This window comes from Synergistaceae bacterium, from assembly GCA_021372895.1.
Taxonomy (GTDB): domain Bacteria; phylum Synergistota; class Synergistia; order Synergistales; family Synergistaceae; genus JAJFTP01.
Genome location: JAJFTP010000012.1, coordinates 12349 through 36531, shown reverse-complemented (window position 1 = coordinate 36531; position 24183 = coordinate 12349). Strand labels below are relative to the sequence as shown.

At 49.0% G+C, this 24183-nt stretch carries 24 protein-coding genes and 1 tRNA gene; 23 read left to right on the top strand and 2 right to left on the bottom strand.

All coding sequences use genetic code 11. The annotated features are described in order from the left end of the window. Positions 1–95 precede the first annotated feature (95 nt). From def to LLF78_01515, 7 genes are all read left to right on the top strand, one after another. Positions 96–590: a peptide deformylase gene (gene def / locus LLF78_01545; protein MCE5201184.1), complete on the top strand. Its 495-nt coding sequence runs from the start codon at positions 96–98 to the stop codon at positions 588–590. Continuing rightward, a complete protein-coding gene (gene fmt, locus LLF78_01540) occupies positions 587–1519 on the top strand; it encodes a methionyl-tRNA formyltransferase (protein MCE5201183.1) in 933 nt (310 codons plus the stop codon). Before def ends, fmt begins: the two co-directional genes overlap by 4 nt. A gap of 160 nt (positions 1520–1679) precedes the next feature. After that, positions 1680–2243 (top strand): NUDIX hydrolase, encoded by a 564-nt coding sequence (locus tag LLF78_01535; protein MCE5201182.1) that lies wholly within the window; start codon positions 1680–1682, stop codon positions 2241–2243. After that, positions 2234–3160, top strand: a complete 927-nt coding sequence (locus tag LLF78_01530; protein ID MCE5201181.1) for a tyrosine-type recombinase/integrase — start codon at positions 2234–2236, stop codon at positions 3158–3160. The genes LLF78_01535 and LLF78_01530 overlap by 10 nt, the downstream gene beginning before the upstream one ends. Positions 3161–3162: 2 nt before the next feature. Next, positions 3163–3987, top strand: coding sequence for a purine-nucleoside phosphorylase (locus LLF78_01525; protein MCE5201180.1), 825 nt, complete (start codon positions 3163–3165; stop codon positions 3985–3987). Continuing rightward, positions 3987–5291: a thymidine phosphorylase gene (locus LLF78_01520; protein MCE5201179.1), complete on the top strand. Its 1305-nt coding sequence runs from the start codon at positions 3987–3989 to the stop codon at positions 5289–5291. Before LLF78_01525 ends, LLF78_01520 begins: the two co-directional genes overlap by 1 nt. A gap of 50 nt (positions 5292–5341) precedes the next feature. After that, positions 5342–5438: transfer RNA gene (locus LLF78_01515), tRNA-Sec, on the top strand. A gap of 144 nt (positions 5439–5582) precedes the next feature. On the opposite strand, the gene LLF78_01510 is transcribed toward LLF78_01515, so the two are convergent. Then, positions 5583–6143, bottom strand: a complete 561-nt coding sequence (locus LLF78_01510) for a hypothetical protein (GenBank protein ID MCE5201178.1) — start codon at positions 6141–6143, stop codon at positions 5583–5585. Positions 6144–6449: 306 nt separating this feature from the next. On the opposite strand from LLF78_01510, the gene tmk reads away from it, so the two are divergent. From tmk to glpX, 7 genes are read left to right on the top strand one after another with little or no spacing between them, the layout of a single operon-like run. Continuing rightward, positions 6450–7067 carry a dTMP kinase gene (gene tmk, locus LLF78_01505; GenBank protein ID MCE5201177.1) on the top strand — a complete coding sequence of 206 codons (618 nt, stop codon included), beginning with the start codon at positions 6450–6452 and terminating at the stop codon, positions 7065–7067. Continuing rightward, positions 7060–7806 (top strand): hypothetical protein, encoded by a 747-nt coding sequence (locus LLF78_01500; protein ID MCE5201176.1) that lies wholly within the window; start codon positions 7060–7062, stop codon positions 7804–7806. Before tmk ends, LLF78_01500 begins: the two co-directional genes overlap by 8 nt. Beyond that, on the top strand, positions 7778–9061 hold the full coding sequence (locus LLF78_01495; protein MCE5201175.1) for a hypothetical protein: 1284 nt from the start codon (positions 7778–7780) through the stop codon (positions 9059–9061). The genes LLF78_01500 and LLF78_01495 overlap by 29 nt, the downstream gene beginning before the upstream one ends. A gap of 16 nt (positions 9062–9077) precedes the next feature. Continuing rightward, positions 9078–10007, top strand: a complete 930-nt coding sequence (gene ftsY / locus LLF78_01490) for a signal recognition particle-docking protein FtsY (protein MCE5201174.1) — start codon at positions 9078–9080, stop codon at positions 10005–10007. Next, entirely contained in the window at positions 9988–10557 is a 570-nt protein-coding gene (locus tag LLF78_01485; protein ID MCE5201173.1) for a DUF4416 family protein, read from the top strand. The genes ftsY and LLF78_01485 overlap by 20 nt, the downstream gene beginning before the upstream one ends. A 12-nt stretch (positions 10558–10569) precedes the next feature. Then, on the top strand, positions 10570–11871 hold the full coding sequence (gene purB, locus LLF78_01480; GenBank protein MCE5201172.1) for an adenylosuccinate lyase: 1302 nt from the start codon (positions 10570–10572) through the stop codon (positions 11869–11871). Positions 11872–11912: 41 nt separating this feature from the next. Further along, entirely contained in the window at positions 11913–12923 is a 1011-nt protein-coding gene (gene glpX / locus LLF78_01475; GenBank protein MCE5201171.1) for a class II fructose-bisphosphatase, read from the top strand. 208 nt (positions 12924–13131) lie between these two features. On the opposite strand, the gene cysS is transcribed toward glpX, so the two are convergent. Beyond that, entirely contained in the window at positions 13132–14547 is a 1416-nt protein-coding gene (cysS, locus tag LLF78_01470; GenBank protein ID MCE5201170.1) for a cysteine--tRNA ligase, read from the bottom strand. A gap of 90 nt (positions 14548–14637) precedes the next feature. On the opposite strand from cysS, the gene LLF78_01465 reads away from it, so the two are divergent. From LLF78_01465 to recR, 9 genes are all read left to right on the top strand, one after another. Beyond that, positions 14638–16110, top strand: coding sequence for an excinuclease ABC subunit UvrC (locus LLF78_01465; GenBank protein MCE5201169.1), 1473 nt, complete (start codon positions 14638–14640; stop codon positions 16108–16110). Then, positions 16085–17251: a bifunctional diaminohydroxyphosphoribosylaminopyrimidine deaminase/5-amino-6-(5-phosphoribosylamino)uracil reductase RibD gene (ribD, locus tag LLF78_01460; GenBank protein ID MCE5201168.1), complete on the top strand. Its 1167-nt coding sequence runs from the start codon at positions 16085–16087 to the stop codon at positions 17249–17251. The genes LLF78_01465 and ribD overlap by 26 nt, the downstream gene beginning before the upstream one ends. Then, a complete protein-coding gene (ribE, locus tag LLF78_01455; protein ID MCE5201167.1) occupies positions 17233–17898 on the top strand; it encodes a riboflavin synthase in 666 nt (221 codons plus the stop codon). Before ribD ends, ribE begins: the two co-directional genes overlap by 19 nt. Before the next feature lie 15 nt (positions 17899–17913). Beyond that, complete coding sequence (locus tag LLF78_01450; protein MCE5201166.1) at positions 17914–19155, top strand: bifunctional 3,4-dihydroxy-2-butanone-4-phosphate synthase/GTP cyclohydrolase II; 1242 nt, start codon at positions 17914–17916, stop codon at positions 19153–19155. A 109-nt stretch (positions 19156–19264) separates the two neighbouring features. Then, positions 19265–19756 (top strand): 6,7-dimethyl-8-ribityllumazine synthase, encoded by a 492-nt coding sequence (ribH, locus tag LLF78_01445; GenBank protein ID MCE5201165.1) that lies wholly within the window; start codon positions 19265–19267, stop codon positions 19754–19756. Further along, entirely contained in the window at positions 19756–21027 is a 1272-nt protein-coding gene (gene serS, locus LLF78_01440) for a serine--tRNA ligase (protein MCE5201164.1), read from the top strand. The genes ribH and serS overlap by 1 nt, the downstream gene beginning before the upstream one ends. A gap of 201 nt (positions 21028–21228) precedes the next feature. After that, positions 21229–22995: a WecB/TagA/CpsF family glycosyltransferase gene (locus tag LLF78_01435; GenBank protein ID MCE5201163.1), complete on the top strand. Its 1767-nt coding sequence runs from the start codon at positions 21229–21231 to the stop codon at positions 22993–22995. A gap of 227 nt (positions 22996–23222) precedes the next feature. Next, positions 23223–23534, top strand: a complete 312-nt coding sequence (locus LLF78_01430; protein ID MCE5201162.1) for a YbaB/EbfC family nucleoid-associated protein — start codon at positions 23223–23225, stop codon at positions 23532–23534. Positions 23535–23550: 16 nt separating this feature from the next. Next, positions 23551–24147, top strand: coding sequence for a recombination mediator RecR (gene recR, locus LLF78_01425; GenBank protein MCE5201161.1), 597 nt, complete (start codon positions 23551–23553; stop codon positions 24145–24147). Positions 24148–24183 lie beyond the last annotated feature (36 nt).

Below are 24183 nucleotides of genomic sequence, written 5' to 3'. Positions count from 1 at the left end.
AATATTTCTTCCCCGTGCCTTTTTATGCAGGCATGGGGATTTCTGTTAAAATATATGTATGAATGAAAGCAATATATTTGGAGGAGACCTATTCAATGTCTGTCAGAAAAATCCATGTTTATCCTGATCCGGTCCTTCGCGGAACCACGGAGGCTGTTGAAAGTTTTGATGAACGGCTAAAATCTATCCTTACAGATATGTGGGATACTATGTATGTTTTTGACGGCATAGGCCTGGCTGCGCCGCAGATAGGCCTGAGTGAAAAAATAATTGTCATAGACTGTCACGATGAGAAACATGTGCTGATAAACCCTGAAATAATAGAAAAAGAAGGTTCGGCGGTTGTTGAGGAGGGCTGCCTCAGTTTTCCCGGCATATATGAGAAAGTAGAAGCGCCGGAAAGGCTGCGGGTCAGGTACAAAGATGAGAGCGGAGAACAGCATGAAAAAGATGTCGCCGGCTTCCTTGCCTGTGTCTTTTCGCATGAGATCGATCATCTCAACGGCAGGCTGCTTATTGACAGAGTTTCGCCGCTGAAGAGACAGTTCCTAAAGAAAAAAATATCCAAAAAAGCGGCTGAGGCCATATGACAAATAAGATCAAAGTTGGATTTTTCGGCTCCGGCAGTTTTGCTGCTGAATGCCTTGCCTGCCTATACGAAAGAATCAAGCCTGTATGGGTCATAACCAACTCGCCGAAACCTGCAGGAAGAGGCCTGGAATGTCGCAGCACACCTGTTCAGCTGGCAGCACAGGCATTGGGGCTCACATGCCGAACGACAGAAAAAATTTCCGCCGATACCGAACTGCTGGAATGGATCAGAAACAATCTGCCTGATCTGATGCTGGTCATAGATTTCGGACATATTTTAAAAGAACCCCTGCTTACGATGGCTCCCCTGTGCTGTATAAATATCCATCCTTCGCTGCTTCCAGCATATAGAGGGTCGGCTCCGGTACAGAGGGCGATCATGGATGGCCTTAAGATAACAGGGGTAACGCTATTCAGGCTCGACGCGGGTATGGACTCCGGGCCGATACTCGCTCAGGTGCCGATTCCTATAGAGGAATCTGATGACACTGCGTCGCTGCTGAGCAAGTGTGCGAAAGCCGGTACGGAAGCCATGCTTCATTACATCTGTGATGTTGATCCTTCAGAATGGGTTTTTACTCAGCAATCAGAGGGCGGGGCCTCATCGGCGCCTAAGATCGAAAAACATGAGGGAAGGCTTGACTGGAATGAGCCTTCAATAAAACTTTATAATACTATACGTGCACTGAGCTCCTCGTCCGGAACTTACTGTATGATAAACTCAAGGCGACTAAGGATATACAGTGCCCAGCTTGCAGAAAAAAACGGGACCGCAGGAACTGTAATTGCGATAGAGGACGGAATGCCTGTCATCGCCTGCGGGGCAGGGGCATTAAAGCTTATCAGCGTCCAGCCTGAAGGCGGGAAAATACAAAACGCAAACGATTGGCTTCGCGGCCGCAGGCTGAAACTCGGAGACAGTTTATAGCTAAAAACATTCTACAAAGTTCGACGGTAAAAGCCATAATATCAGGACAACCGCCCGAAAAATTTTTATAGTCCGTGCTCTGATCAATGTCCGGAGTTTTTCCCGTGAAAGGATCTGCTCTGTCTCTGCCGGTATGTATTAATCTGAAAAGGGGGAAGAGATGTTGGTATGCAGCAGCCATTTCCTCAGAAATATAATTGGACAGAAATATCAATACAGGGGCAGGGTGCTAAATCTTCGTATAGATACGGTGCTTTTCCCATCCGGTGCGGAAAAAATCAGGGAGGTCGTGGAGCATAAAGCCGCCGCGGCTATACTGGCCGTTGATAAAGACGGCAGCATACACATGGTTTCACAGTATCGCCATGCAATAGACAAAGATGTGTTGGAGATCCCGGCGGGGATAGTCGAGTCCGGGGAGGATCCTCTTGAAACTGCAGTGAGAGAGCTTCAGGAGGAGATAGGTTGCAAACCGGGCAAAATAGAGAAAGTGTCTGAGTTTTATTCTTCTCCGGGCTACTCAACAGAAAAAATTTATTTGTATTATGCGACAGACCTGGAACAGTCAAAACTGCCCGAAGACGACGACGAATATCTTTCTTCCTCTAAATTTACACCGCAGAAAATAAGCGCGATGATCGACTCCGGAGAAGTTAATGACGGAAAGACAATAATGGCTTATTTCTGGTATGTATCGAGAAAGGCGGCAGAAGAATGCCGTTGACAGAGATCAGCGATGCAAAATTTCTCAGATCTCTCGGCAGATTTGAGGACTATCTGCTGCTTGAACGCAGCTGCAGCCAAAATACACTTAAGGCATACTCCTCGGATATAAGGTTATGGTACTCTTACTGCTTAAATATGCAGCACGACCCGAAGGAGCTTACTGCTGAAAGCATATCCAGGTTCCTGCGCGCTCAGTCAGTCAGGGGTATGTCAAAGAGTACGATACAGCGCAACGCCGCGGTGCTTGCCTCTTTCACGCGCTTTCTCGTCTATGACGGAGAAATGGATAAGATGCCGAAACTCGACCCTCTGCCATCCAAGGACGAGAAACTTCCTGAAATAATGACAGAGGGAGAGATACAGAGGATAATCAACGCGTGCGAGGACGGGACTATCCTCGGGAGAAGGGACAGGACCATTATCGAACTTGCTTACGGGGTCGGAATGAGGGCCTCTGAGCTCTGCAACATAAAACTTAAGGACATAGACCGCAGCAGCGGACTTATCTACACAAGGGGCAAGGGCGGCAAGGAAAGAGTGGTGCCCTATGTCGGTGCAGTAAGAAAAAATGTCGAGGAGTATATAGCAGAATACCGTCCGCAGATGGACAAACTTTCCCTTCCGTGGCTTTTTCTGACTAGGACGGGCAGAAAGGTACAGCGTGAGTTCCTGTGGCACATTCTGCATAAAAGAGGGAAATCCGCAGGTATCTCCGCGTCCCGCCTGCATCCTCACGTGCTTCGCCACACATTCGCGACACACCTCCTGCGCAACGGGATGGATCAGAGGACATTGCAGGAGATACTGGGGCATTCATCTATCATGACAACAGAGAAATACACCCACCTGGACACTGAAATACGCGACTACTACGACAAGTATCACCCGAGATCCGGTCAACGTCAGGAGGAATAACAATGTTGTTTCCCGAAAAGGTAAACGAAGCCATGAGGTACATCGAAAATAAAACAGACCTCAGACCGGATATTGCGATAATACTGGGCTCAGGTCTTGGCAGGCTTGCAGAAAAAGTGGAGGGAGCCCAGATGATCCCATACACAGATATCCCGTACTGGCCTCATTCTACTGCTCCCGGACATGCGGGAAAACTTGTGATCGGCTCTCTTGAGGGCCGTCTTGTTGCCGTAATGCAGGGGCGTGTGCATTACTACGAAGGCTACACAATGGAGGAAGTGACATTCCCGATAAGGGTCCTGGGTTCACTCGGGATAAAAGCCCTTCTTGTAACAAATGCCTCCGGCGGCATAAATACAGATATTCCTGCCGGGACAATAACAGCTATAGAGGATCATATAAATTATATGGGCACGAATCCACTCATAGGTGAGAACAACGACTATTGGGGCCCGAGGTTTCCCGACATGACAATGGCCTATGACCGCGAGTTCCTCAAAGATCTGGAAAGGGCCGCCAAGAAGGAGGGGATAAGGCTTGAAAAGGGCGTCTATATTGCCTTTCCCGGTCCCTCGTTTGAAACTCCTGCCGAGATACGCATGGCAAAAAATATGGGTGCAGACCTGGTCGGGATGTCAACCGTGCCGGAGGTCATCGTAGCGGGACATATGGGGATAAGAGTATGCGGCATTTCCTGCATTGCAAACTATGCAGCCGGCATAACAGACCAAAGGCTTTCCCACAAAGAAGTTCTGGATTCAATGAACAATACCGCTGATTCTCTCTGCACGCTTATTTCGGCATTTCTGAGGGAAATGAGGCTCTGATGTTCAACGTTGTGGAATTTATTGAAAAGAAACGCGACGGAGGGCATCATACGCGTGCGGAGCTGCAGCACCTTGTCAGTGGCGTAATGGATGCATCCATACCAGACTATCAGCTTTCGGCGTGGCTTATGGCGGCATACCTGAACGGACTGGATGATCATGAGACAGTATATTTTACAGAGGCCCTTGCACATTCAGGAAATACCATTACATACCCTGCAACGGACAGGATAGTCGATAAACACAGCACCGGCGGCGTTGGGGACAAAACTACGCTTATACTGGTCCCGCTTGTGGCCGCCTGCGGCGCAAAAATATCAAAACTCAGCGGACCGGCGCTTGGCTATACGGGAGGGACAGTAGACAAGCTTGAATCAATACCTGGGATGGACCTCCATCTTTCCGGCGACAGGCTCACAGAGCAGGTGGCAAATATCGGCTGTGCCATATCAGGACATTCTGCCTGGCTTGCCCCTGCCGAGGGCAGGTTCTACAAGCTTCGCGACGTAACGGGTACAGTACCGTCCATCCCGTTGATAACATCCAGCATCCTCAGCAAAAAACTTGCAGGCGGTGCACACGGATTTCTTTTTGACGTTAAGTCGGGAAGCGGCGCGTTTATGCGCAACAATGACGAGGCTGCGGCGCTTGCCGAAAAACTGGTGCGGATATCGAGAAAACTGGGCAGGGTATGTATCGCAATAATAACCGACATGGAACAGCCGCTGGGAGAGTGGATCGGTAATGCCGCGGAGGTTTACGAGGCCATTCAGGTGCTTGGCGGAAACGGGCCTGCCGATACCAGGGAGCTCTGCATCACCCTGGGAGGTTATATGCTCAGCATGGCGGGCGTCGCATCTGATCCAGATGCTGGCTCCGTATTATGCGCCAAAGCACTGGGTGACGGCACCGCACTCAACAAATTTGCAGATATGGTCAAATCCCAGGGCGGCGACCTCAGGGTTATCGATGAACCACAGAACATACTGCCTAGGGCAAAATATTTCTGCGACATCATGTCTGATAAGGCAGGATATCTCTCCAGACTGTCCGCGCTGTCGGTCGGCGAAGGGCTGCGGGCACTCGGGGGAGGGCGCCTCAAACAGGAAGACGAAATTGACCGGGCTGTCTCAGTGCAGCTTTTTGCCAAGACAGGAGACAGGATCGATGCCGGCGGCAGGGTTATGAGAATACACTACAACACATCCAAACAGCTTGAGGCAGCTAAGCCTTACTTTGAGGCATCTTGGGACGTAGCGGGATACGCAGATAAGAGAAAACTCATAATAGACAGGATATATTGATTTGGCCGTTGTATTTCGGCGCTTTTTCTGCTAATCTGTCCTTATCCTTCGGAGGCGAGTTTCAGCTGGTGCTGGGCCCGGACTTCAAATCCGGCGGGGGTCGGTAACGCCGGTCCCGGTGTGTTCGATTCGCACACGCCTCCGCCATGTAATAGCAAGGGTTTACGGGTTTTAGCCTGTAAGCCCTTTTTGAATGGAATTTTGCCGCTATATATCATAATATACACGATTTTCATCGTTTCCATCCAAGAGACCTTTGTTATTGTAAAAAAACAGGAAGTATTGTCGGACTCACCCGATTCTCGCCAAGGTATAGCGGTCGATTTCTAGACTCAGAAGCCGCATTATCTCCAACTCATCAATCGCGTCGGTCAGAGCGTTATGTATCTCGCAATATCCATAGTCTCCGCTCAACATCCTGTAAACACTCTCAACGCCATATCCGCGCTTCAATCTGCCCGTACCGTAGCATTCGGCACAACTCGGAATTTTGGGATTGTGCTGCCTGTACGCCGCCAGCTTCATTATGTCGTGCCAATTCAGATGGCGGAGTTCCGGCAAGTGCCTGTGGTCAAAGACGGCGTTGTATGCAAAAATCGTGGTGGCATCATGAGAGGCGAGGAATCGAATCAACTCGTTCATCGCCTTTTCCCTTGAACATTCGAGGTCTGGCTTTATCCCGTCCGCATAGAGAGCGTATGAATACATACCGCCGTGGTTTTTGAACGGCGTGAGTATATAGTATTTCTTATCGATCGGCTTGAAGTTTTCGGAATCGGCTACGACAGTACCGATCGACATCACGGCGTCGCTCCAAGTCGTCTCAGTGTCGATAACGGCAAAACGGCCCATATATTTCCCCTCCACATATCCATCCTACATATTTTCTTGGAAAGCAATATTAATTCGTGGTCCATTTTATCATGTTTTCAAGACGGTCTATGACTGAGTTATTCATGTTTTTCAGTGACGACTACTTAATTCCTGCATTACGCTTTTTCCGGATTTTAATCCGGCGGGGGTCGTGACGCCGGTCACGGTGTGTTCGATTCGCACATGCCTCCGCCATATTGAAAATATGTCCCGCAGAAAGGAGTGTTTATCTCCTTTCTGCGGGATGTTTTGTGTTATGATTATCCGTTGTAGGGGTGTGGTATCATGTTTATTACCTTTGAGGGGCTTGATGGTTCGGGCAAGTCGACACAGGCAAGAATGTTCACAGACTGGCTCAATAAAAAACAAGATAGACATGCCGTTCTCACACGTGAACCCGGCGGGTGGGAAGGTGTGGCGGTGCTTCGGGATATCGTCATAAGCGGACGGCTGAAGCACCCCTGGAGTGAGGCATATCTATTCATGCTTGACCGCGCCGAACATGTTGCAAACGTCATACAGCCTTCATTGGATAAGGGGCTTGACGTCGTATGTGAGCGATATCAGGACTCAACAATAGCATATCAGGTCTGGGGTAGGGGGTTGCCGCTTGAGATCTTCCAGGAGCTTGCCCGCCTTTCTGCCTTCCCCGTTCCGGACGTGACCATATTTTTTGATGTTCCGGCTGAAACGGCGCTTGAAAGAACAGCGAGACGCGGCATGCCGGACACATTTGAGAGTGAAGGAATGCCGTTTATGACAAAAATCAGGGAAGGCTATCTCGCCCTTGCCCGCAGTGAGCCTGAAAGATGGATACAACTGGATTGTTCATACGGGGATGAGGAAGTTGTCTTCGGCAGCCTTTTAAAGGCGCTGGAGATGAGAGGGTTTTTTTGTGATTGACGACACTGGCGCCCTTCTTGAAAATTCAAGAGGCTGGCAAGAGATAATCTCTGCATTCAAAATGGGACGCAGTCCGCAATCGTTGGCAGTTGTAATCCCATCTGCGATGCAGGAGCTGTTTGTCGAGCGCTACGGTAAGCTTCTGCTTGGAGACAGTCCGGCCTGGAAAGACGGAACTCATCCGGATCTTGTCCACGCAGGCAGATATCTTACACAGCCTTCCATTGATGACTGCCGGACACTGCAGGGCGAGCTTGGACTCCATCCTGTGATTTCAGAAAGACGGCTTGCAGTGATATGGTCTGCGGACAAACTTTCCCTTGAGGCGGCGAACAGCCTCCTGAAGCTGACAGAAGAGCCTCCGCTTCATGGATATGTCCTTTATATATCTGAAGAGGACAAGCTTATTCCCACGATAAAGAGCCGCGTATGGTCAATATCAATAGAACTGCCGGAAGAACTTGTAAGGTCGCGCCCTCATCCGGAGACCCCGGAAGAATGGGCGGCATGGATGGACAACAGCAATAAAAAGGCCGGCGCCGAGATTTTATATCTTGAAATTGAAAGCTGGATCAAACATTTAACAGAGACAGGGGATTTTGTAAAAGCGGCGGAAATGGAATCACTAATAAGGCTGATGGAGCAGAAAAGGCTCTCCGTGCCGATGATCCAGGATCTGACTTTTGCTGTCCTCAAGGAGGGAATCCCATATGAGCAAATATTTGGCAGTGTATGGTAAACCGAGATATCTTGGTATTGTCGAATACGACGAAGAGATAAAAAAAGGTGATCCAATTATTGTAGAATCGCACCGCGGCGAGGAGATGGCTATAGTTGCCGGAGAACTAACGCCTGAACAGGAATCGTCATACAGACAGCTTAGAAATACGTCAGAACACGGCGACGGCACCGCAAAGAATGTTGAGCCCGTGGTAACGGATCTTAATTTTTTAAATTTTGCCACAGATGATGATCTAAAAGCGGATGCCGAATATCGCAGGGAAGAGGACGGGATCCTGCAAAGCGCAAAGGAGCTGCTGAAGCCTCATGAACTCGACATGAAGCTGATAGATGTTGAGTTTCTGCGCGGCAGGCGCAAACTTTTTTTCTATTTCTCTTCAGAACAAAGGGTGGACTTCAGAGCCTATGTTCGCGATCTTGCGCGAGAATTCAAAACGCGCATAGAGCTGAGACAGATAGGTGTGCGTGACGAGGCGAAGGTCATCAAGGGCATAGGTCCCTGCGGCCAGCCTTGCTGCTGCAGTTACTGGCTCAACCAGTTTGCGCCGATATGCATAAAGATGGTCAAGGAACAGAACCTGGCGCTCAACCCGGCGAAGATATCCGGCATTTGCGGACGTCTTATGTGTTGCCTCTGTTTTGAGCACAATGCATATCATGAGATATGGGAGAATCTTCCAAATCCTGGCAGTAAAATCAAAACCCCGAACGGGAATGTGATTGTTTCAGGCATAGAGCTGCACACAAAGAGCGTTCGCTGCTACATCCCCGGGAGAGGTGAAATAAAGATCCCCGTTGACAAATTTAAGGAATTCAGGGATACGGTAGTCAGCGGAAAAGAATGGCTGGTTCAGGCTGAGGAGATCGTACCGGTCCTTTCGAACCTGCGTTCGGTATGCCCCGGATGTATATCATCGGGCATGGATAAAAAAAAGCTGACGCAAAGGTCTGCGAATATTTCTCCTGCATTGGAAAGAAAGAGTCCTGTGATTGAAATCTCCGAAGATAGGGCCGGCAACGGTATGGCTCAGAAAAAGGCAAAAAAACGCCAGCGGAAACCGCCCGTTTTCTCCAAGGGAGCATATCCGGATCATATAATTGCTGCGGAAGAAAGCGGACATCGGCAGAAACAGCCTGTCACGGCAGAATTCGGCGATATCAACGCCGTTATACAGCCGAAGGCCCGTAAACCGAGACACAGAAGAGGACACGGGACAAAAAAGAACGCGGGACAGACACCAGTTCAAGAATAGCGGGGTATAAATGGACATGCCGATATGGAAAAACCTAACAGAAAAAATTAAGAAAACAAGCAACAAATGGGCTCAGGGTATCTCCAACCTTTTTTCAGACGAGCCTATTACGGAGGAATTCTGGGATGAGCTTGAGGAACAGCTGATCCTTGGAGACGTTGGTATTGATACCGCAGAAGTGCTTATAGAAAAACTGAAACAGACAGCCATTGACGGCAGGATCGGAAGGGCTTCGGAACTACGCGCAAAGTTTAAAGAGATTCTCATAGAGATGCTGGAGTCTGTACCTGGGATGGGCAAACCGCTGGATCTGGAGCATCGGCCGGCAGTGGTCATAATGATAGGAGTCAATGGAAGCGGAAAGACGACAACTGCGGGTAAACTTGCCGCTCAGCTTAAAAACAGCGGAATAAAGGTTATAATGGCTGCCGCTGATACATTCAGAGCTGCCGCCATAGAGCAGCTTAAAGCATGGGGAGAAAGGTCAGGGGTACGGGTCGTTGCGCAGAATCAGTACAGCGATGCCGCGGCAGTCGTGTTCGACGCCATCATGGCGGCAAAGGCTGCAGGGGATGATGTTGTAATTGCTGATACTGCAGGCCGCCTGCACACAAAATCAAACCTTATGGAAGAACTTTCAAAGGTTTATCGCGTGGTGAAGCGAGAGCTGCCTGAAGGCCCTGCAGAGGTTCTCATAGTTCTCGATTCGGTAACGGGACAGAACAGTTTTATTCAGGCGGAAACCTTCAGCAATGCCATGCCGATCACAGGAGTTATACTCACTAAATATGATAATACGTCCAAGGGCGGGATCATCCTTGCAATAGCAGAGAAACTGAAATTGCCTATACGCTACGTAGGGGTTGGCGAGGGCGTAGATGACCTTCAGCTTTTTGATCCCAGGACGTTTGTGGAGACACTGCTTGATGCAGGAAATACCGAATAAACAAGACCTGCTTCTGCATGACTGTGAGGGGCGGCATCCGCGGGATCCTCTCGTAAAAAAAATCCTCGCCATTCTAATTCCGCGCGGAGACGATGCAATGTTCGGAAAACTGAAAGAAATGCTGTCTGATAGCTGGGGCAAGCCTGAGCGGGAGAGCGGGCTCATACCATTTATATGGACGAATTATTACGAAGACATTGCACCGGAACTTGACAGGTGTTTTTTTTCATATCCCGGTCTTTTTCCCCTATCAAAACTCCCGGACTGGAAGCTGAAGACCTGTGAGATCGAAAGGGCAACCGGCAAGAGCAGGCGTGTCAACCTGGATCCGGGGGCTCTTGATGGAGCTAGTCTGATGCTGGCCTCTACAAAAGGACAGGCTCACAGAATATACCTCAGGAACGGGATCTTTGCCGAGGTGACGCTATGCCGTAGGAAAGGCAAATGGGAAAGGTTCTTTTATACATTCCCTGATTTTAAAAGCGGAGTTTATGACGATTGGCTGGAATGCGTCCGCGAGGACTGGAAGAGGGACCATAGCCGCACTTGAGGAGGTGCTCGGATGATACCGCGCTATGAAACAAAGGAGATAAAATCTATATGGACTGACCAGAACAAATTTCAGCGCTGGCTTGATGTTGAACTGACGGCATGTCGTGCCTGGAATGAAGCAGGAGTTATCCCTGACCAGGATTTCAGTAATATTTGTGATAAGGCCGGCTTCAGCGTAGAACGCATAAACGAGATAGAAGAAGTCACGCAGCATGACGTGATAGCGTTTGTCTCAAGCGTAGCAGAGACGGTGGGGGAATCAGGCCGTTTTATCCACCTAGGGCTTACCAGCAGTGATGTGATAGATACCGCCTCATCGCTCCTTCTTGGCGAGAGCATGTCCGTCATAATAGAAGAGCTGAAAAAACTTCACAGTACCGTAGGAGCCAAGGCATGGCAGTACCGATATACCCCATGTGCGGGAAGGACTCACGGCATCCACGCAGAACCTACCAGTTTCGGGCTCAAACTTCTCAACCATTATGCTGAAATTGGGCGAGACATAGAAAGGCTCTCTCAGTCAAAAAAAGAAATGATGGTTGGCAAGCTTTCAGGCGCTGTGGGAACCTATGCAAACTGCCCGCCTTCAATAGAGGCAAGGGTATGTGAGCTTCTTGGGCTTGACGTTGACCCGGTCTCAACACAGGTCATACAGAGGGACAGGCATGCGCGACTGGTCACCGACATTGCGATCTGCGGCGCATCGCTTGAGCGCCTTGCGCTTGAGATACGCCACCTGCAGCGTACCGAAGTCCTTGAAGCGCTTGAGCCTTTCAAAAAAGGCCAGAAGGGATCATCGGCAATGCCCCATAAGAAGAATCCGATACTCTGTGAACGGGTGTGCGGCATGGCACGCCTTCTTCGGGGATTTACCGTTCCGGCTGTCGAAGACATAGCGCTCTGGCATGAGCGTGATATAAGCCATTCGTCCGTCGAACGTGTGATGTGGCCTGATATGTTCCATCTTATCCACTACATGGCGAAGGTCATGGACAGAGTTGTCAGCGGTCTCGCAGTTGACGACAAAAAAATGATAGAGAATATTGAGATCACTAAGGGGCTCCTTTTTTCTGGAAGGGTGTTGCTCGCCCTTGTAGAGAGAGAGGGCCTCAGCAGAGAAGATGCCTACGCTATAACTCAGAGCAATGCGATGCGATGCTGGAATGAAAAGATCCCGCTGCTTACGCTCCTTAAATCCGACGGAAGAATAAAAAATATGACGGCAAAAGAACTGGAATCTTTGTTTGATGTAGGCTATTATTTAAAGCATATAGAAGAGATATTCAAAAGATTCCCTGAAATAGGCAATTGACATAGTCTGAAGACCAATAATTTAATTCGGAGGGGTTGCAAATGGCTGTACCAGACAGAAACATGGCGCTTGAAATGGTTCGTGCTACGGAAGCTGCGGCGATGTCCGCCGGGCGATGGATGGGACGGGGCGACAAGAACGGCGTGGATGGAGCTGCTGTAAATGCTATGCGCTTCATGCTAAACAACGTTCACATGGATGGCAAGGTCGTTATCGGAGAAGGCGAGAAAGACGAGGCGCCTATGCTATTCAACGGTGAGAAACTTGGAGACGGCTGCGATCCTCAGGTCGATATAGCTGTCGATCCTATTGACGGAACACGCCTTACGGCACAGGGACTTCCAAACGCAGTCAGCGTAGTCGCTTTTGCAGATCGAGGTACGATGTATAATCCCCAGCATATTTTTTACATGAACAAAATCGCTACCGGTCCGTTTGCCGCTCATGTTATCAACATCGAAGCGACCCCGACAGATAACATCAGAGCAGTTGCAAAAGCGCTCAGAAAATCTGTCGAGGACGTAACAGTAATAATACTGGACAGGCCACGCCACGAAGAACTTATCAAAGAAATACGCGAGATCCACGCTCGTATCCGCCTGATCCCGGATGGCGACATCGCCGGCGCGCTTTCAACGTGCAAGCCTCTTTCCGGTATCGACCTTCTTATGGGTATCGGCGGTTCGCCGGAAGCAGTAATAACGGCTTGCGCGGTGAAATGTGTCGGCGGTAATATGCAGTGCAAACTATGGCCCCGCAACGACGAGGAGCGTGAGAAATGCAAGGAGAAGGGGATGGATGTCAACAAAGTACTGTACCTTAACGACCTTGTCTCATCAAACAACGTGTTCTTTGCGGCGACTGGCGTTACTGACGGAGACTGGCTCAAGGGTGTCCGTTACGATGGAGAAGCTGTGTATACTTCATCCTTGGTAATGCGCGCTAAGAGCGGCACAATACGCTATATAGACGCAATACACAATATCCAGAAACTGGATGAGATCAGCGGTATCAAATACGGAGCAGCCTCTTCCTCGGTATCGTTCCTCTAAATTATAATTATCGTTTGCATATAACAGATAAGTTTCGAAGCCGGCAAGGGAATAATAAAAAATCCTGAAACCGGCTTTTTTAAAAACAGTTTTAAGCTTAAATACTCAAACCTCGATTGGGGCTGCAGTTGGATCATTTTTTGGAGCAGTCAAGTTTTACTGTGAACATGTGGATGACGGTGGCGGAGGCCAGGACTTTGATCCTGCTTTAAACAGACTGCAGCTGCTTTTTCCAGCGAGTTCCCTGCGGAGTATCTTCAATGATGATCCCGCGAGACGCAAGCTGATCCCTTATCTCATCCGAACGTGCAAAGTTCTTGGCCTTTCTTGCCTCGTTACGTTCTAAAATAAGAACCTCTATCTCGGATTCTTCCATACTGTTCTTTTCTTCGGCAGGGAAGAATCCGAGTATGTTGTCAGCCATGTTCAGAAAACCAAGGGCGGCCCTCAGTCCGGACATATCGGCATCGTCATGCTCCGTAAGGTGGACATTTACTGCTCTGACTGCATCAAAAACGGAACCGAGCGCCCCAGCCGTGTTAAAATCGTCGTCCATCGCCTCTTTAAAGCCATCAGATGCTTTTTTAACAGCAGCGGTAAGTTCCTCGTCCTTTTCTCCATGCTTACGGTTTGCAAGAGCGAACTTGAGGTCGGAACAGGAGTTGCTGAGCCTTTCAAGTGCACTCTGGGCCTGGTCAAGCCCCTCTTTGGAAAAGTTGATGGGCGAGCGGTAGTGTGCGCTGATAAGGAAATAACGCAGCACAAGCGGATTGAACATCTTGCGTATATCCCGCACAGTCTTAAAGTTGCCGAGAGATTTGGACATCTTCTCCCTGTCTATCATCAGATATGCGTTATGGAGCCAGTATTTGACGAACTGGCAGCCGAAGGCACACTCCGACTGAGCAATTTCATTCTCGTGATGGGGGAAGATAAGATCGCTTCCGCCGCCGTGTATGTCAATAGTATCTCCCAGATATTTAGTGGACATAGCACTGCATTCGATGTGCCATCCCGGACGGCCGCGACCCCAAGGGCTCTCCCAGAAAGGTTCTCCTGGTTTGCATGCTTTCCACAGCGCAAAGTCAAGCGGGTTTTTCTTTCTCTCGTCAACTTCTATGCGCGCACCTGACTGAAGCTCGTCGACGCTCTGTTTGGAGAGTTTGCCGTAATCCGGAAAACTCTCCACATCAAAGTAGACATCACCGTCAACCTCATAGGCGTGACCTTTCTCAACAAGTATACCGACTATCTTTATGATCTCATCTATTTCATGGGTGGCACGCGGGTTTACCGTCGCACGTTTGATTCCAAGGGCGTCGGCGTCCTCGTAATAGGCGGCGATGAATTTTTCAGCTAGTTCCGATACGGTTATGCCCATCTCGTTCGCTCGTTTGATCATCTTGTCGTCGATATCCGTGAAATTTTGAACATATTTTACTTCATATCCGCAGCTTTCAAGGTAGCGTCTGAAGACATCGAACAGCACAAACGGGCGTGCGTTGCCGATGTGAAAATAGTCATACACTGTGGGCCCGCATACATAGAACCTTACCTTGCCTTTTTCCACAGTATCAAAAGCCTCTTTTTTTCTCGTAAGATCGTTATAAACTACAAGAGCCATTGAATGGCACCTCCTGAATGCTTATTGGGACATACTGTGCTATCCTATACCAAGATATGCGCTTGGGCAATCGCAGAAAGGATAATTTTTTTGACAAAAGAAGAATTATTGCGCCACGTAAGATCTTTTCCTGATAAACCGGGAGTCTATCTGATGCATGGTTCAGATGGAATGATTATTTACGTGGGCAAGGCAAAATCATTGAAAAGACGTGTCTCCTCTTACTTCAGGCATGCCGATAAATTTGCCTCTCCAAGGCTCAGGAAACTTGTAGGATCTATCTGTGATATCTCAACTATACGTACGGAGACCGAAATTGAAGCGCTTATTCTGGAAAACAGGCTGATAAAGCTCTATCAGCCATTTTTCAATGTGGACCTTAAAATGAACGAAAGGTACGCCTATATCAAGATCACTTCCGAAAAATTCCCGACAATAGCTGTAACAAGATATAAGCAGGATGACGGATCTGTCTATATCGGTCCATATGTCAGGGTCGCAGAAGTACGCGAACTGCTCAGACTTATTGAGCGCTATCTGCCGCTGCGGTCCTGTTCTTCCGATATCGACGCGCAGGACAGAGACAGGCCGTGCATGAGGTATTCACTGGGTCGCTGCCTTGCTCCGTGTGCCGGTCTGTGTACTGAGAATGAATACAGGGACCGTGTCGCAGATGTAATGATGCTGCTGCAGGGCCACGGGGCCGAGCTTGTTGAAAGGCTCAGAAAGAGGATGGACAAAGCCGCTCAAAGCCTTGCCTTTGAAGAAGCCGCGCGTTTACGGGACACGATCCGCGCTATATGGAGAGTAAGCCGTCAGCGCCATACGATGCCTGATATTCCGACCGGCAAAGAAAACTTTTTGGAGACCCTCAACGCTCTGCAGAAGGCATTTAAACTGCCCATGCTGCCGTGGCGGATAGACGGGTTCGACATATCGCACACGGCAGGAAACGAAACAGTCGGTGTGGTGGTGGTTTTTGAACAGGGCTATCCAAACACATCTCTTTACCGGCGTTTCAACATCAGGACAGTTGACGGCATAGATGATTTTCGTTCGATGAAAGAGACGCTCAAGAGACGCTACAAACGCTGCATAGACGGCGAAGAACCCATGCCGCAGCTTATTCTTATAGACGGAGGTGCTGTCCAACTTGAATTTGCGCTGTCTGCGCTTCAGGAATTGGATCTGACAAATATCCCGATAATATCGCTTGCTAAAGAGTTTGAAGAAATATATATTGTCGGAGAAAGCAAGCCTCTAAGGCTTGAACATACAGATCCGGTACTTTGCCTGCTGCAGAGTGTTCGCGATGAGGCGCACCGCTATGCAATAACTTCGCACAGGGCGGCAAGGGGTAAGAATTTCCGCAGAAGCAGGCTGGAAGACGTTCCAGGCATAGGAAAGGCAAAGGCCGCACAGCTCATCACAAAATTCGGCAGCACTAAGGCGATACGTGATGTCCGGGAAGAGGAGCTTGCGTCGACGCCTGGCATAGGACCTGTTCTTGCAAGAAGAATAATAGAGCATCTGTCAGATGATACGGATAAAAACAGCCACTGAAAGGCAGGCAGATGACAAAGAAGGTGATCGTGCGGTGAAACAAGCTGAACAAAGACGCATAGACGAACATTATATGAGGATCGCGCTGAGCCTGGCAATGCGCGGCACAGGATCGGCCAGCCCCAACCCCAGGGTAGGTGCTGTCATAGTGAGAGACGGAGAAATTATAGGAAGCGGATGGCACAGGCACTGCGGAGGTCCTCATGCAGAGGTCGCAGCTGTGGATGACGCAGGCGGAGATGTCCGCGGTGCGACTGTTTACGTAAACCTGGAACCATGCTGTCACTATGGTAAGACACCTCCTTGCGCGCAGATGCTTATAGAGCATGGCGTTTCCAGAGTTGTCGCAGGGATCACGGATCCCAACCCTGTCGTTAACTGCGGAGGGGTCACACTTCTGGATAAAGCGGGGATAGAGGTAACAACGGGTGTACTTGAAGACCAATGCCGATGGATCAACAGAGGTTTTATCCGCAGGATGACGGTCGGGCGTCCGTGGGTTATGGTCAAGTCCGCGTCGTCTCTTGATGGGGACATCGCGCTGGAAGACGGTTCCAGCAAGTGGGTCACAGGGCCGGAGTCCAGGGAAAAGGTGCATATGCTAAGGGCTGAGAGCGATGCATTACTTACAGGCATCGGAACGATACTTGCGGACGATCCCGAGCTCTCTGTCCGAAACGCTCCAGGCAGGACACCGCTAAGAGTGGTGCTGGACAGCATGCTAAGGACACCGCCGGATGCAAGGATATTGGAATCGGGCAACACTTTGTTTTTTGCCGGCCCTGAAGCGCCGGAAGAAAGGCTCTATTTCTTTCGAGGCAAAGGTGCGGAGGTAGAAATAATAGATACCGCACGAGACAGACAAATTGAACAAATTTTACTGAAATTATGTGAAAAAGGGGTAAACTATCTTATGGTTGAGGCCGGAGCGAAGGTTACAAGTGCTTTTTTTGCTTCCGGCTCAGTTGACGAGTTCTCCCTTTTCATCGCACCAAAACTTATGGGCAACGGCATACATTATACCGAACAGCTTGAATTTGCATTTATGGAAAACTCAATAAGCCTTAAGAATATACAATATTCCCACTGTGGGGACGATCTTTGGATAAAGGGGGTGCTTGCATGTTCACCGGACTTATAGAAACAGTAGGTACAATTGCAGCCGTACAGCAGAAGGGCGATGTGTGGCAGCTGGATATATCTGCGCCGGAAATTGCCGCAGAGCTTCATCTCGGTGATTCAGTCTCGGTTTCCGGTGCTTGCAATACAGTTGTGCGCTATGATGCACAGGGCTTCAGCGTTGAGATGATGGAGGAGACGCGCAATAGAACAAAATTGGGTCGTCTTAAAAGAGGCTCGCATGTCAACCTTGAGCGCGCCATGCGTTTTGATTCACGCCTTGGCGGGCATCTGGTCGCTGGACATGTGGATGGGACCGCACAAATAGTAAGGATAGAGGCGGAGCAGAACACAAGAAAATATTTCTTCGCCGCATCGCCTGAGATTCTCTCCGGCATAGTTCCAAAGGGTTCTGTTGCGATCGACGGGATAAGCCTGACTGTTATCCACGTGGACGAAAGTACATTTTCAGCCGGGATAATTCCCACCACACTTACAAATACGACGCTTCCTGAGCTCAAGACCGGCGATGACGTCAATATTGAGACAGACATGATAGGTAAATTCGTCAAAAGCTTCCTTGACGCAAGATTTTCAGACAAAGATGGCAATGCAGAGGTGAAAAATTCTCTTACATGGGATAAACTTGTCCAATACGGTTGGGCATAGGGGGGCTGTTTGAAGATGTTTAATACGATAGAGGAAGCAATTGCCGACATAAAGCAGGGGAAAATGGTTATCGTAGTGGACGACGAGAGCCGCGAAAATGAAGGCGACCTTGTAATGGCGGCGGACTGCTGCCGAACAGAAGACCTGAATTTTATGCTCATTAACGCACGCGGACTGGTATGTGTGCCTATCGGGATAGAGCAGGCTAAACGCCTTAATCTTACGCCGATGGTTGACAACAGCACCGATTTGCTTGGGACAGCATTTACAGTCTCAGTAGACTATTCAGAAGGAACGACAGGCATCTCTGCGGCAGAGAGGGCAGCAACTGCCCGAGCACTGGCAAATCCCCTTTCGCGGCCCGAGGACTTCCGAAAACCGGGGCATATATTTCCGCTTGTGGCGCGCCATGGCGGTGTTCTTAAAAGGGCGGGGCATACAGAAGCAGCAGTGGACCTGTCACGTTTAGCGGGTTTTAACGAAGGCGGCGTTATATGCGAAATAATGAATGACGACGGCAGCATGTCGCGTCTTCCGCAGCTCATGAAGTTCTCCGAGGAACATGGACTTAAAATAATCTCCGTAGAAGATCTTATCAGATACCGTGTAATTCGTGAAAAGTTTGTACGTAAAGAGGCCGTCGTACATCTTCCGACAATGTGGGGCGATTTTATGTGCCATGCATATACCAGTCCATACGGAGATAACCCTGGGGCACTCCATCTTGCGCTGGTCAAAGGAGAAGTTGCAGGGATCGACGATGTGCTTGTCCGCGTACATTCCGAATGTTTCACAGGAGACCTGCTTGGTTCGCTTCGCTGTGACTGCGGGCCCCAGCTGCATAAAGCCATGCAGATGATAGAAAATGCCGGGCGCGGTGTTCTTCTCTATATGAGACAGGAAGGGCGCGGGATCGGCCTGCTGGCTAAGCTTAAGGCTTACGAACTCCAGGAAAAGGGAATGGACACAGTCGAGGCAAACACAGCTCTTGGTTTTGCCCCGGATCTCAGGGATTACGGTGTAGGCGCACAGATACTTGTAGACCTCGGGCTGAAACGGTTTAAGCTTATGACCAACAACCCGGTAAAAATTGCCGGGCTTGCCGGCTATGGACTTGAAATATCTGAGAGGGTACCGATCGAGATCCCGCCCAATAAATACAATGAGAAATATCTCAACACGAAGATATGTAAGATGGGGCACTATCTGCACACATCAGACCCTTTGTACAGAGACTGCAAGGAGTGCAATAAATAGACGCAAAAACAGCAGCGATCATTGTTACTTGACGGATTTTCAGATAAAACATATAAGGATCGGCCGCAAATAAAAATATTTTACAATCATTCGGAGAGGGAGATGTTTTATGAGAGTTTTCCAGGGAAATATGATAGGGAGCGGACTTCGCTTTGCGATAATAGCGTCAAGGTTTAATGAGCTCATCACTTCAAAGCTTATCGACGGGGCTAAAGATGCTCTTACACGGCATGACGTACGCCATCAGGACATCGATATTTACTGGACGCCAGGAGCATGGGAACAGCCTGTGGTTGCCAAGGAAATAGCGCTTGGCGGAAAATACGATGCAATTATTGCGCTTGGAGCCGTCATACGCGGTGACACTACGCACCATGAGTACGTAGCCGGCGAAGCGGCAAAAGGTCTGGCTTATGTCGGGCTCGACCAGCGTGTCCCGGTCTCGTTCGGAATACTTACATGCGACAACCTTGAGCAGGCTCTGATGCGTTCGGGCAGCAAGGCCGGCAATAAAGGCGCTGACGCGGCTCTTGCCGCTTTGGAAACAGCTAATCTCCTCAGGGAGCTACGCAGCAGCGACAGAGAAGGCAGTGAAGCATAATGCTTGATATCAAATGGATAAGGGAGCACTGCGACGAACTTGCTGTAATGCTCGCCGACAGAAACAATTCTTTTCCGCTGGACCGCTTTATGGAGCTTGACGCACTTCGCAGAGATACCCTTCTTGAGGTCGAAGCACTGAAAGAAAAGCGCAATGCCGGAGCAAAACAGGTTGGCGCACTTAAGAGATCAGGACAGGATCCCCAATCTCTTATGGAAGAGATGCGCGAAATCGGAGAGAAGGTAAAGGAGCTTGACGAGAAGGTAAATGCAATACAGGCTGAACTCGATGATCTTGCCCTGCGCATACCTAACCGTCCCCACGGATCCGTTCCTGTCGGCAAAGATGAGAACGACAACGTAGAGATCAGAAGATGGGGGATCCCCAGAGAATTCACATTTGAACCCAAACCGCATTGGGACCTTGGCGAATCCCTTGGCATAATGGATTTTGAAAGAGGGGTAAAACTTGCGGAGAGCCGCTTTACTGTCCTTAAAGCCGAAGGAGCAAGGCTGGAACGCGGCCTTATGAATTTTATGCTTGATCTCCACACAACACAGCATGGGTTTCTGGAAGTAGCCCCCCCCATCCTTGTAAACTCAAACACTATGAGCGGTACCGGACAGCTCCCTAAATTTGCCGAAGACCTCTATCGCTGTGACAACGATGATCTATGGCTTATTCCGACAGCAGAGGTACCGCTTACTAACCTTCACTCCGGTGAAATTCTGAACGAATGCGATCTGCCGAAATATTACTGTGCTTATACGCCATGTTTCCGCCGTGAGGCCGGAAGCTACGGAAGAGATATGAAGGGCATGCTGCGCCAGCATCAGTTTGACAAGGTCGAAATGGTAAAACTGAGCGTCCCTGAAAAAAGCTATGAGGAGCTTGAGCACCTTACAAACTGCGCAGAGAGAGTCCTTCAGTTGCTTGAGATCCCATATCGTGTCATCTGCCTGTGCACGGGCGATATGGGATTCTCCGCCAGCAAGACATACGATATCGAAGTCTGGCTCCCCAGCCAGAACTGCTACAGGGAGATCAGTTCCTGCAGCAACTGCGAGGACTTCCAGGCACGCAGGATGAATACTAAGTATCGCCCCGCTTCAGGCGGTAAGCCTCGTTTTATCCACACACTCAATGGTTCGGGCATCGCAATAGGCCGCTGTCTTATCGCAGTTATGGAAAACTTCCAGAATGAGGATGGATCTGTAACTATACCGTCGGCTCTGCGTCCTTATGTGGGTGGGATGGAAAAAGTCGGTTAAACGCGCTTAATACCATTTACCTTGTGTTACTCCAGATATATAGTGAACTTGCTTATCCGGTGTTTCCTTAAAAACACTTGCGGGGTCCCTGACGGTTAATTGAAATGCAGTACCTAAGGTCCCGCAGAGTGTTTTGTGTTGCAGAAGAAAAGCAGAACTGACCATAAAAAATTCACCAGGCGGGTGGAGGTTAAGCTTTATATGTTTAACAATACTAATGCAATGACAGTATTAATCGTACTTTTCATTGCCGCCCTCTGCGTCTTCATACAGAAATTCTTTAAAAAATACCTTGAAAGCGACCAGTATTACTACCTCAAGGACATAACTCTGGTTGCCGCTTGGGCGCTGTTCGGCATATGGGCCCCCGACGGCCCGTTGCGTGTGACGATAGCGGCCGGTGTCGTAGCTGCATGCATAGGTTTCTGTCAGAAGGTGACAAAAGGAAGAAATCTCCGATTTTTATATTTTCTCGTAGGGCTCGGTTTTTCATTATTCGGCCCGCGCATCGCCTTTATAGAGTTTTCTCATAGTGAATATTATTATCTCTCTTATTTTGCATCTCTTACTATAAGTACACTATGGATGGGAATATTCCCGATTTTTTTTCAAGAGATCGATGAAGTTCCAGGTATGTGCGGACTTCTTCTGGCAATCAGCTGGACTCTTGTATCCGCAGTGATACTCTCTTCTTCTCAGAATCTACGCGAAGCATCCCAGATATGCATAACAGGAATGATATTCCTGCTTGTCTTATGGAGCAGGCATATCCATGCTTACCGCAGACTTACAGAACCCCTTACGGCATTATGGGGGACGCTATTTGCAGGAGTATCGATCCTCGGAATAAGTAAGGGGATCCCATTTTATACCCTGGCACTCCTCTCCATTGGCCTTTTTGCCCTGCCGCTTGCTGAAACCCTGCTGAGCGTAATAAGCGCTGCATTATCACCCAAACCCACGGGAAATCTTATAATTTACAGAAAATTGATCGCCCGGGGTATGGATCACGCAAGCGCGATACATACGGTAGTCATGATCTGCGCGATAACCGGCTGTCTGGCTGCTTGTTTCCAGATAGGGGCTGATGGTTTCTTTTCTCTCATCACAGCAGCTGCCGTAATATTTGCAGTAACAGGTATCTTCTTCAGGGTCAAATTTGCCTCTGTTGGGAACAAAGGCTTCAGCAGGCGGCCCGGGCTTTGGGGCATAAGGGTAGACAATATATCCCTGAATTACGCGATATCACAAGTGCAGCACTGGATCACCTCGGAAAACACACCACATATAATAGTAACACCAGATGCTCTCGCGGCGTTGAGGAGCAGAAGTGACAGACGATACAGGAAGATAGTGCGTGAAGCAGGTCTTGTCCTGCCGGACGGCACAGGCCTTATCATGGCATTGCGCATTATAGGCAGCCCCATACAGGAGCGGATCCCGGGAGTTGAATTCACAGAACATCTTTGCAAACGTGCGGCCTATGAAGGCTGGAGTGTCTGGTTGCTTGGGGGAGGACCGGGGGTTTCGAAAATAGCGGGAGATGTGCTGGCTGCAAAATATCCGGGACTGGTGATCGCAGGAACCAACGATGGATTTTTTAAGGCTGATGAAACAGGGGATATATGTGCTGAGATCGCAGCAAGCGGGGCAAAAATACTATTTGTGGGACTCGGTGTGCCAAAGCAGGAATACTGGCTCGAAGATAATCTCGCAGCCACAGGTGCCATTGTCGGAATGGGAATAGGCGGCAGCATGGATGTCCTTTCGGGCAGACTTTCGCGTGCGCCGAAGATATGGCAGAAACTTGGGCTGGAGTGGTTATACAGGACTATTCAGGAGCCGTGGCGCTGGCGGCGTATCATGAAGTTGCCGATATTTGTTTTTTACATATTTCTTACGGTCATGCATATTGATTGGTATAAAGAAGATGGACCCGATGTCAGTTATACAAATGAAAGACCTTAGCCAGAAAAAAACCGGGTAGGATCTATTAAGGAATCGTCTGCTAATATACCGGCAATAGTCAGATACGCGGAGGAGATCCCGATGCTTTGCGTAGATGGTTGTTTATTGCATACTTGAACTTACAGGGAAATTGAATAAGTATTTTCCTCTGGCAATATCATCAATATAGTTGTATATTCACTGTTTATTAAATAATCGATATTCTGTCGAAAGGATGTTTTTTTGCAATGAATATGGATAAAATACTGAAACAGGCACAGAAAATGCAGGCACAAATGGCTCTGGCTCAGGAAGAATTAGGTAAAAATATAGTTGAAGGCACAGCCGGCGGCGGCATGGTCAAGGCAAAAGTAAATGGTCATGGTGAGGTTCTGTCTATCTCTATCTCTCCTGAAGTAGTACGACCAGATGATGTGGAGATGCTGGAAGATCTCGTTTTAAGCGCGGTAAAGGATGCCATAGGAAAGAGCAAGGAAATGGCAGACAAGGCCATGAGCTCTGTAACCGGCGGAATGGGCGGCTTTCCCGGACTGAAATAGGGAAAATCAAACTCCGGTGACACTTCCAAGTTCGGTACAGAAACTTATAAAATTATGGAGCAAACTGCCAGGCGTCGGGGAAAAGACAGCGAGACGCATGGTATTTTTCCTTTTAAGACAGGATCCCTCTTGGGTGAAGGATTTTTCATGCGCCGTAGCACAGCTGACAGAGGAGGTCCACCATTGCTCCGAGTGCGGCAACATAACGGACATGGAACCATGCTCTATATGCCGTGATTTGATGAGAAACAGAAAAATCATATGTGTTGTGGAAAGCGATGAAGATTGTGTGGCTTTAGAACAGGCAGGGATATTTAACGGGCTTTATCATGTGCTCGGCGGGAGGGTATCTCCTCTTGACGATCAGGAGATACCGAAGGCAAGCATAGAACGACTGAGAGCTAGGATCTCTGAGCTTGGCATAGAAGAGCTGATCCTTGCCACAGCTCCGAGAATAGAGGGAGATCTTACTGCATTTGCCATACAGGAGGCTGTATGCGGACTGCCCGTGAAAATCACGCGGCTCTCTTACGGCCTTCCGGTCGGGGGCAGTATAGGTTTTGCCGATCGGGTAACGCTCCATATGGCTCTTGAATCCAGAAAAGAAATGTAATTTATTGAGAGATTTTTCACTGTTTGTAAAAAGCAA

Excerpts from the sequence above, each read along its gene's own strand:
- LLF78_01485 (MCE5201173.1), top strand. The coding sequence starts at position 9,988 with ATGCAGGAAATACCGAATAAACAAGACCTGCTTCTGCATGACTGTGAG.
- LLF78_01535 (MCE5201182.1), top strand. The coding sequence starts at position 1,680 with ATGTTGGTATGCAGCAGCCATTTCCTCAGAAATATAATTGGACAGAAA.
- def (MCE5201184.1), top strand. The coding sequence starts at position 96 with ATGTCTGTCAGAAAAATCCATGTTTATCCTGATCCGGTCCTTCGCGGA.
- serS (MCE5201164.1), top strand. The coding sequence starts at position 19,756 with ATGCTTGATATCAAATGGATAAGGGAGCACTGCGACGAACTTGCTGTA.
- glpX (MCE5201171.1), top strand. The coding sequence starts at position 11,913 with ATGGCTGTACCAGACAGAAACATGGCGCTTGAAATGGTTCGTGCTACG.
- LLF78_01530 (MCE5201181.1), top strand. The coding sequence starts at position 2,234 with ATGCCGTTGACAGAGATCAGCGATGCAAAATTTCTCAGATCTCTCGGC.
- LLF78_01520 (MCE5201179.1), top strand. The coding sequence starts at position 3,987 with ATGTTCAACGTTGTGGAATTTATTGAAAAGAAACGCGACGGAGGGCAT.
- cysS (MCE5201170.1), bottom strand. The coding sequence starts at position 14,547 with ATGGCTCTTGTAGTTTATAACGATCTTACGAGAAAAAAAGAGGCTTTT.
- ftsY (MCE5201174.1), top strand. The coding sequence starts at position 9,078 with ATGCCGATATGGAAAAACCTAACAGAAAAAATTAAGAAAACAAGCAAC.
- LLF78_01510 (MCE5201178.1), bottom strand. The coding sequence starts at position 6,143 with ATGGGCCGTTTTGCCGTTATCGACACTGAGACGACTTGGAGCGACGCC.
- fmt (MCE5201183.1), top strand. The coding sequence starts at position 587 with ATGACAAATAAGATCAAAGTTGGATTTTTCGGCTCCGGCAGTTTTGCT.
- LLF78_01435 (MCE5201163.1), top strand. The coding sequence starts at position 21,229 with ATGTTTAACAATACTAATGCAATGACAGTATTAATCGTACTTTTCATT.
- ribD (MCE5201168.1), top strand. The coding sequence starts at position 16,085 with ATGATACGGATAAAAACAGCCACTGAAAGGCAGGCAGATGACAAAGAA.
- ribE (MCE5201167.1), top strand. The coding sequence starts at position 17,233 with ATGTTCACCGGACTTATAGAAACAGTAGGTACAATTGCAGCCGTACAG.
- ribH (MCE5201165.1), top strand. The coding sequence starts at position 19,265 with ATGAGAGTTTTCCAGGGAAATATGATAGGGAGCGGACTTCGCTTTGCG.
- LLF78_01430 (MCE5201162.1), top strand. The coding sequence starts at position 23,223 with ATGAATATGGATAAAATACTGAAACAGGCACAGAAAATGCAGGCACAA.
- LLF78_01450 (MCE5201166.1), top strand. The coding sequence starts at position 17,914 with ATGTTTAATACGATAGAGGAAGCAATTGCCGACATAAAGCAGGGGAAA.
- tmk (MCE5201177.1), top strand. The coding sequence starts at position 6,450 with ATGTTTATTACCTTTGAGGGGCTTGATGGTTCGGGCAAGTCGACACAG.
- LLF78_01495 (MCE5201175.1), top strand. The coding sequence starts at position 7,778 with ATGAGCAAATATTTGGCAGTGTATGGTAAACCGAGATATCTTGGTATT.
- purB (MCE5201172.1), top strand. The coding sequence starts at position 10,570 with ATGATACCGCGCTATGAAACAAAGGAGATAAAATCTATATGGACTGAC.
- LLF78_01525 (MCE5201180.1), top strand. The coding sequence starts at position 3,163 with ATGTTGTTTCCCGAAAAGGTAAACGAAGCCATGAGGTACATCGAAAAT.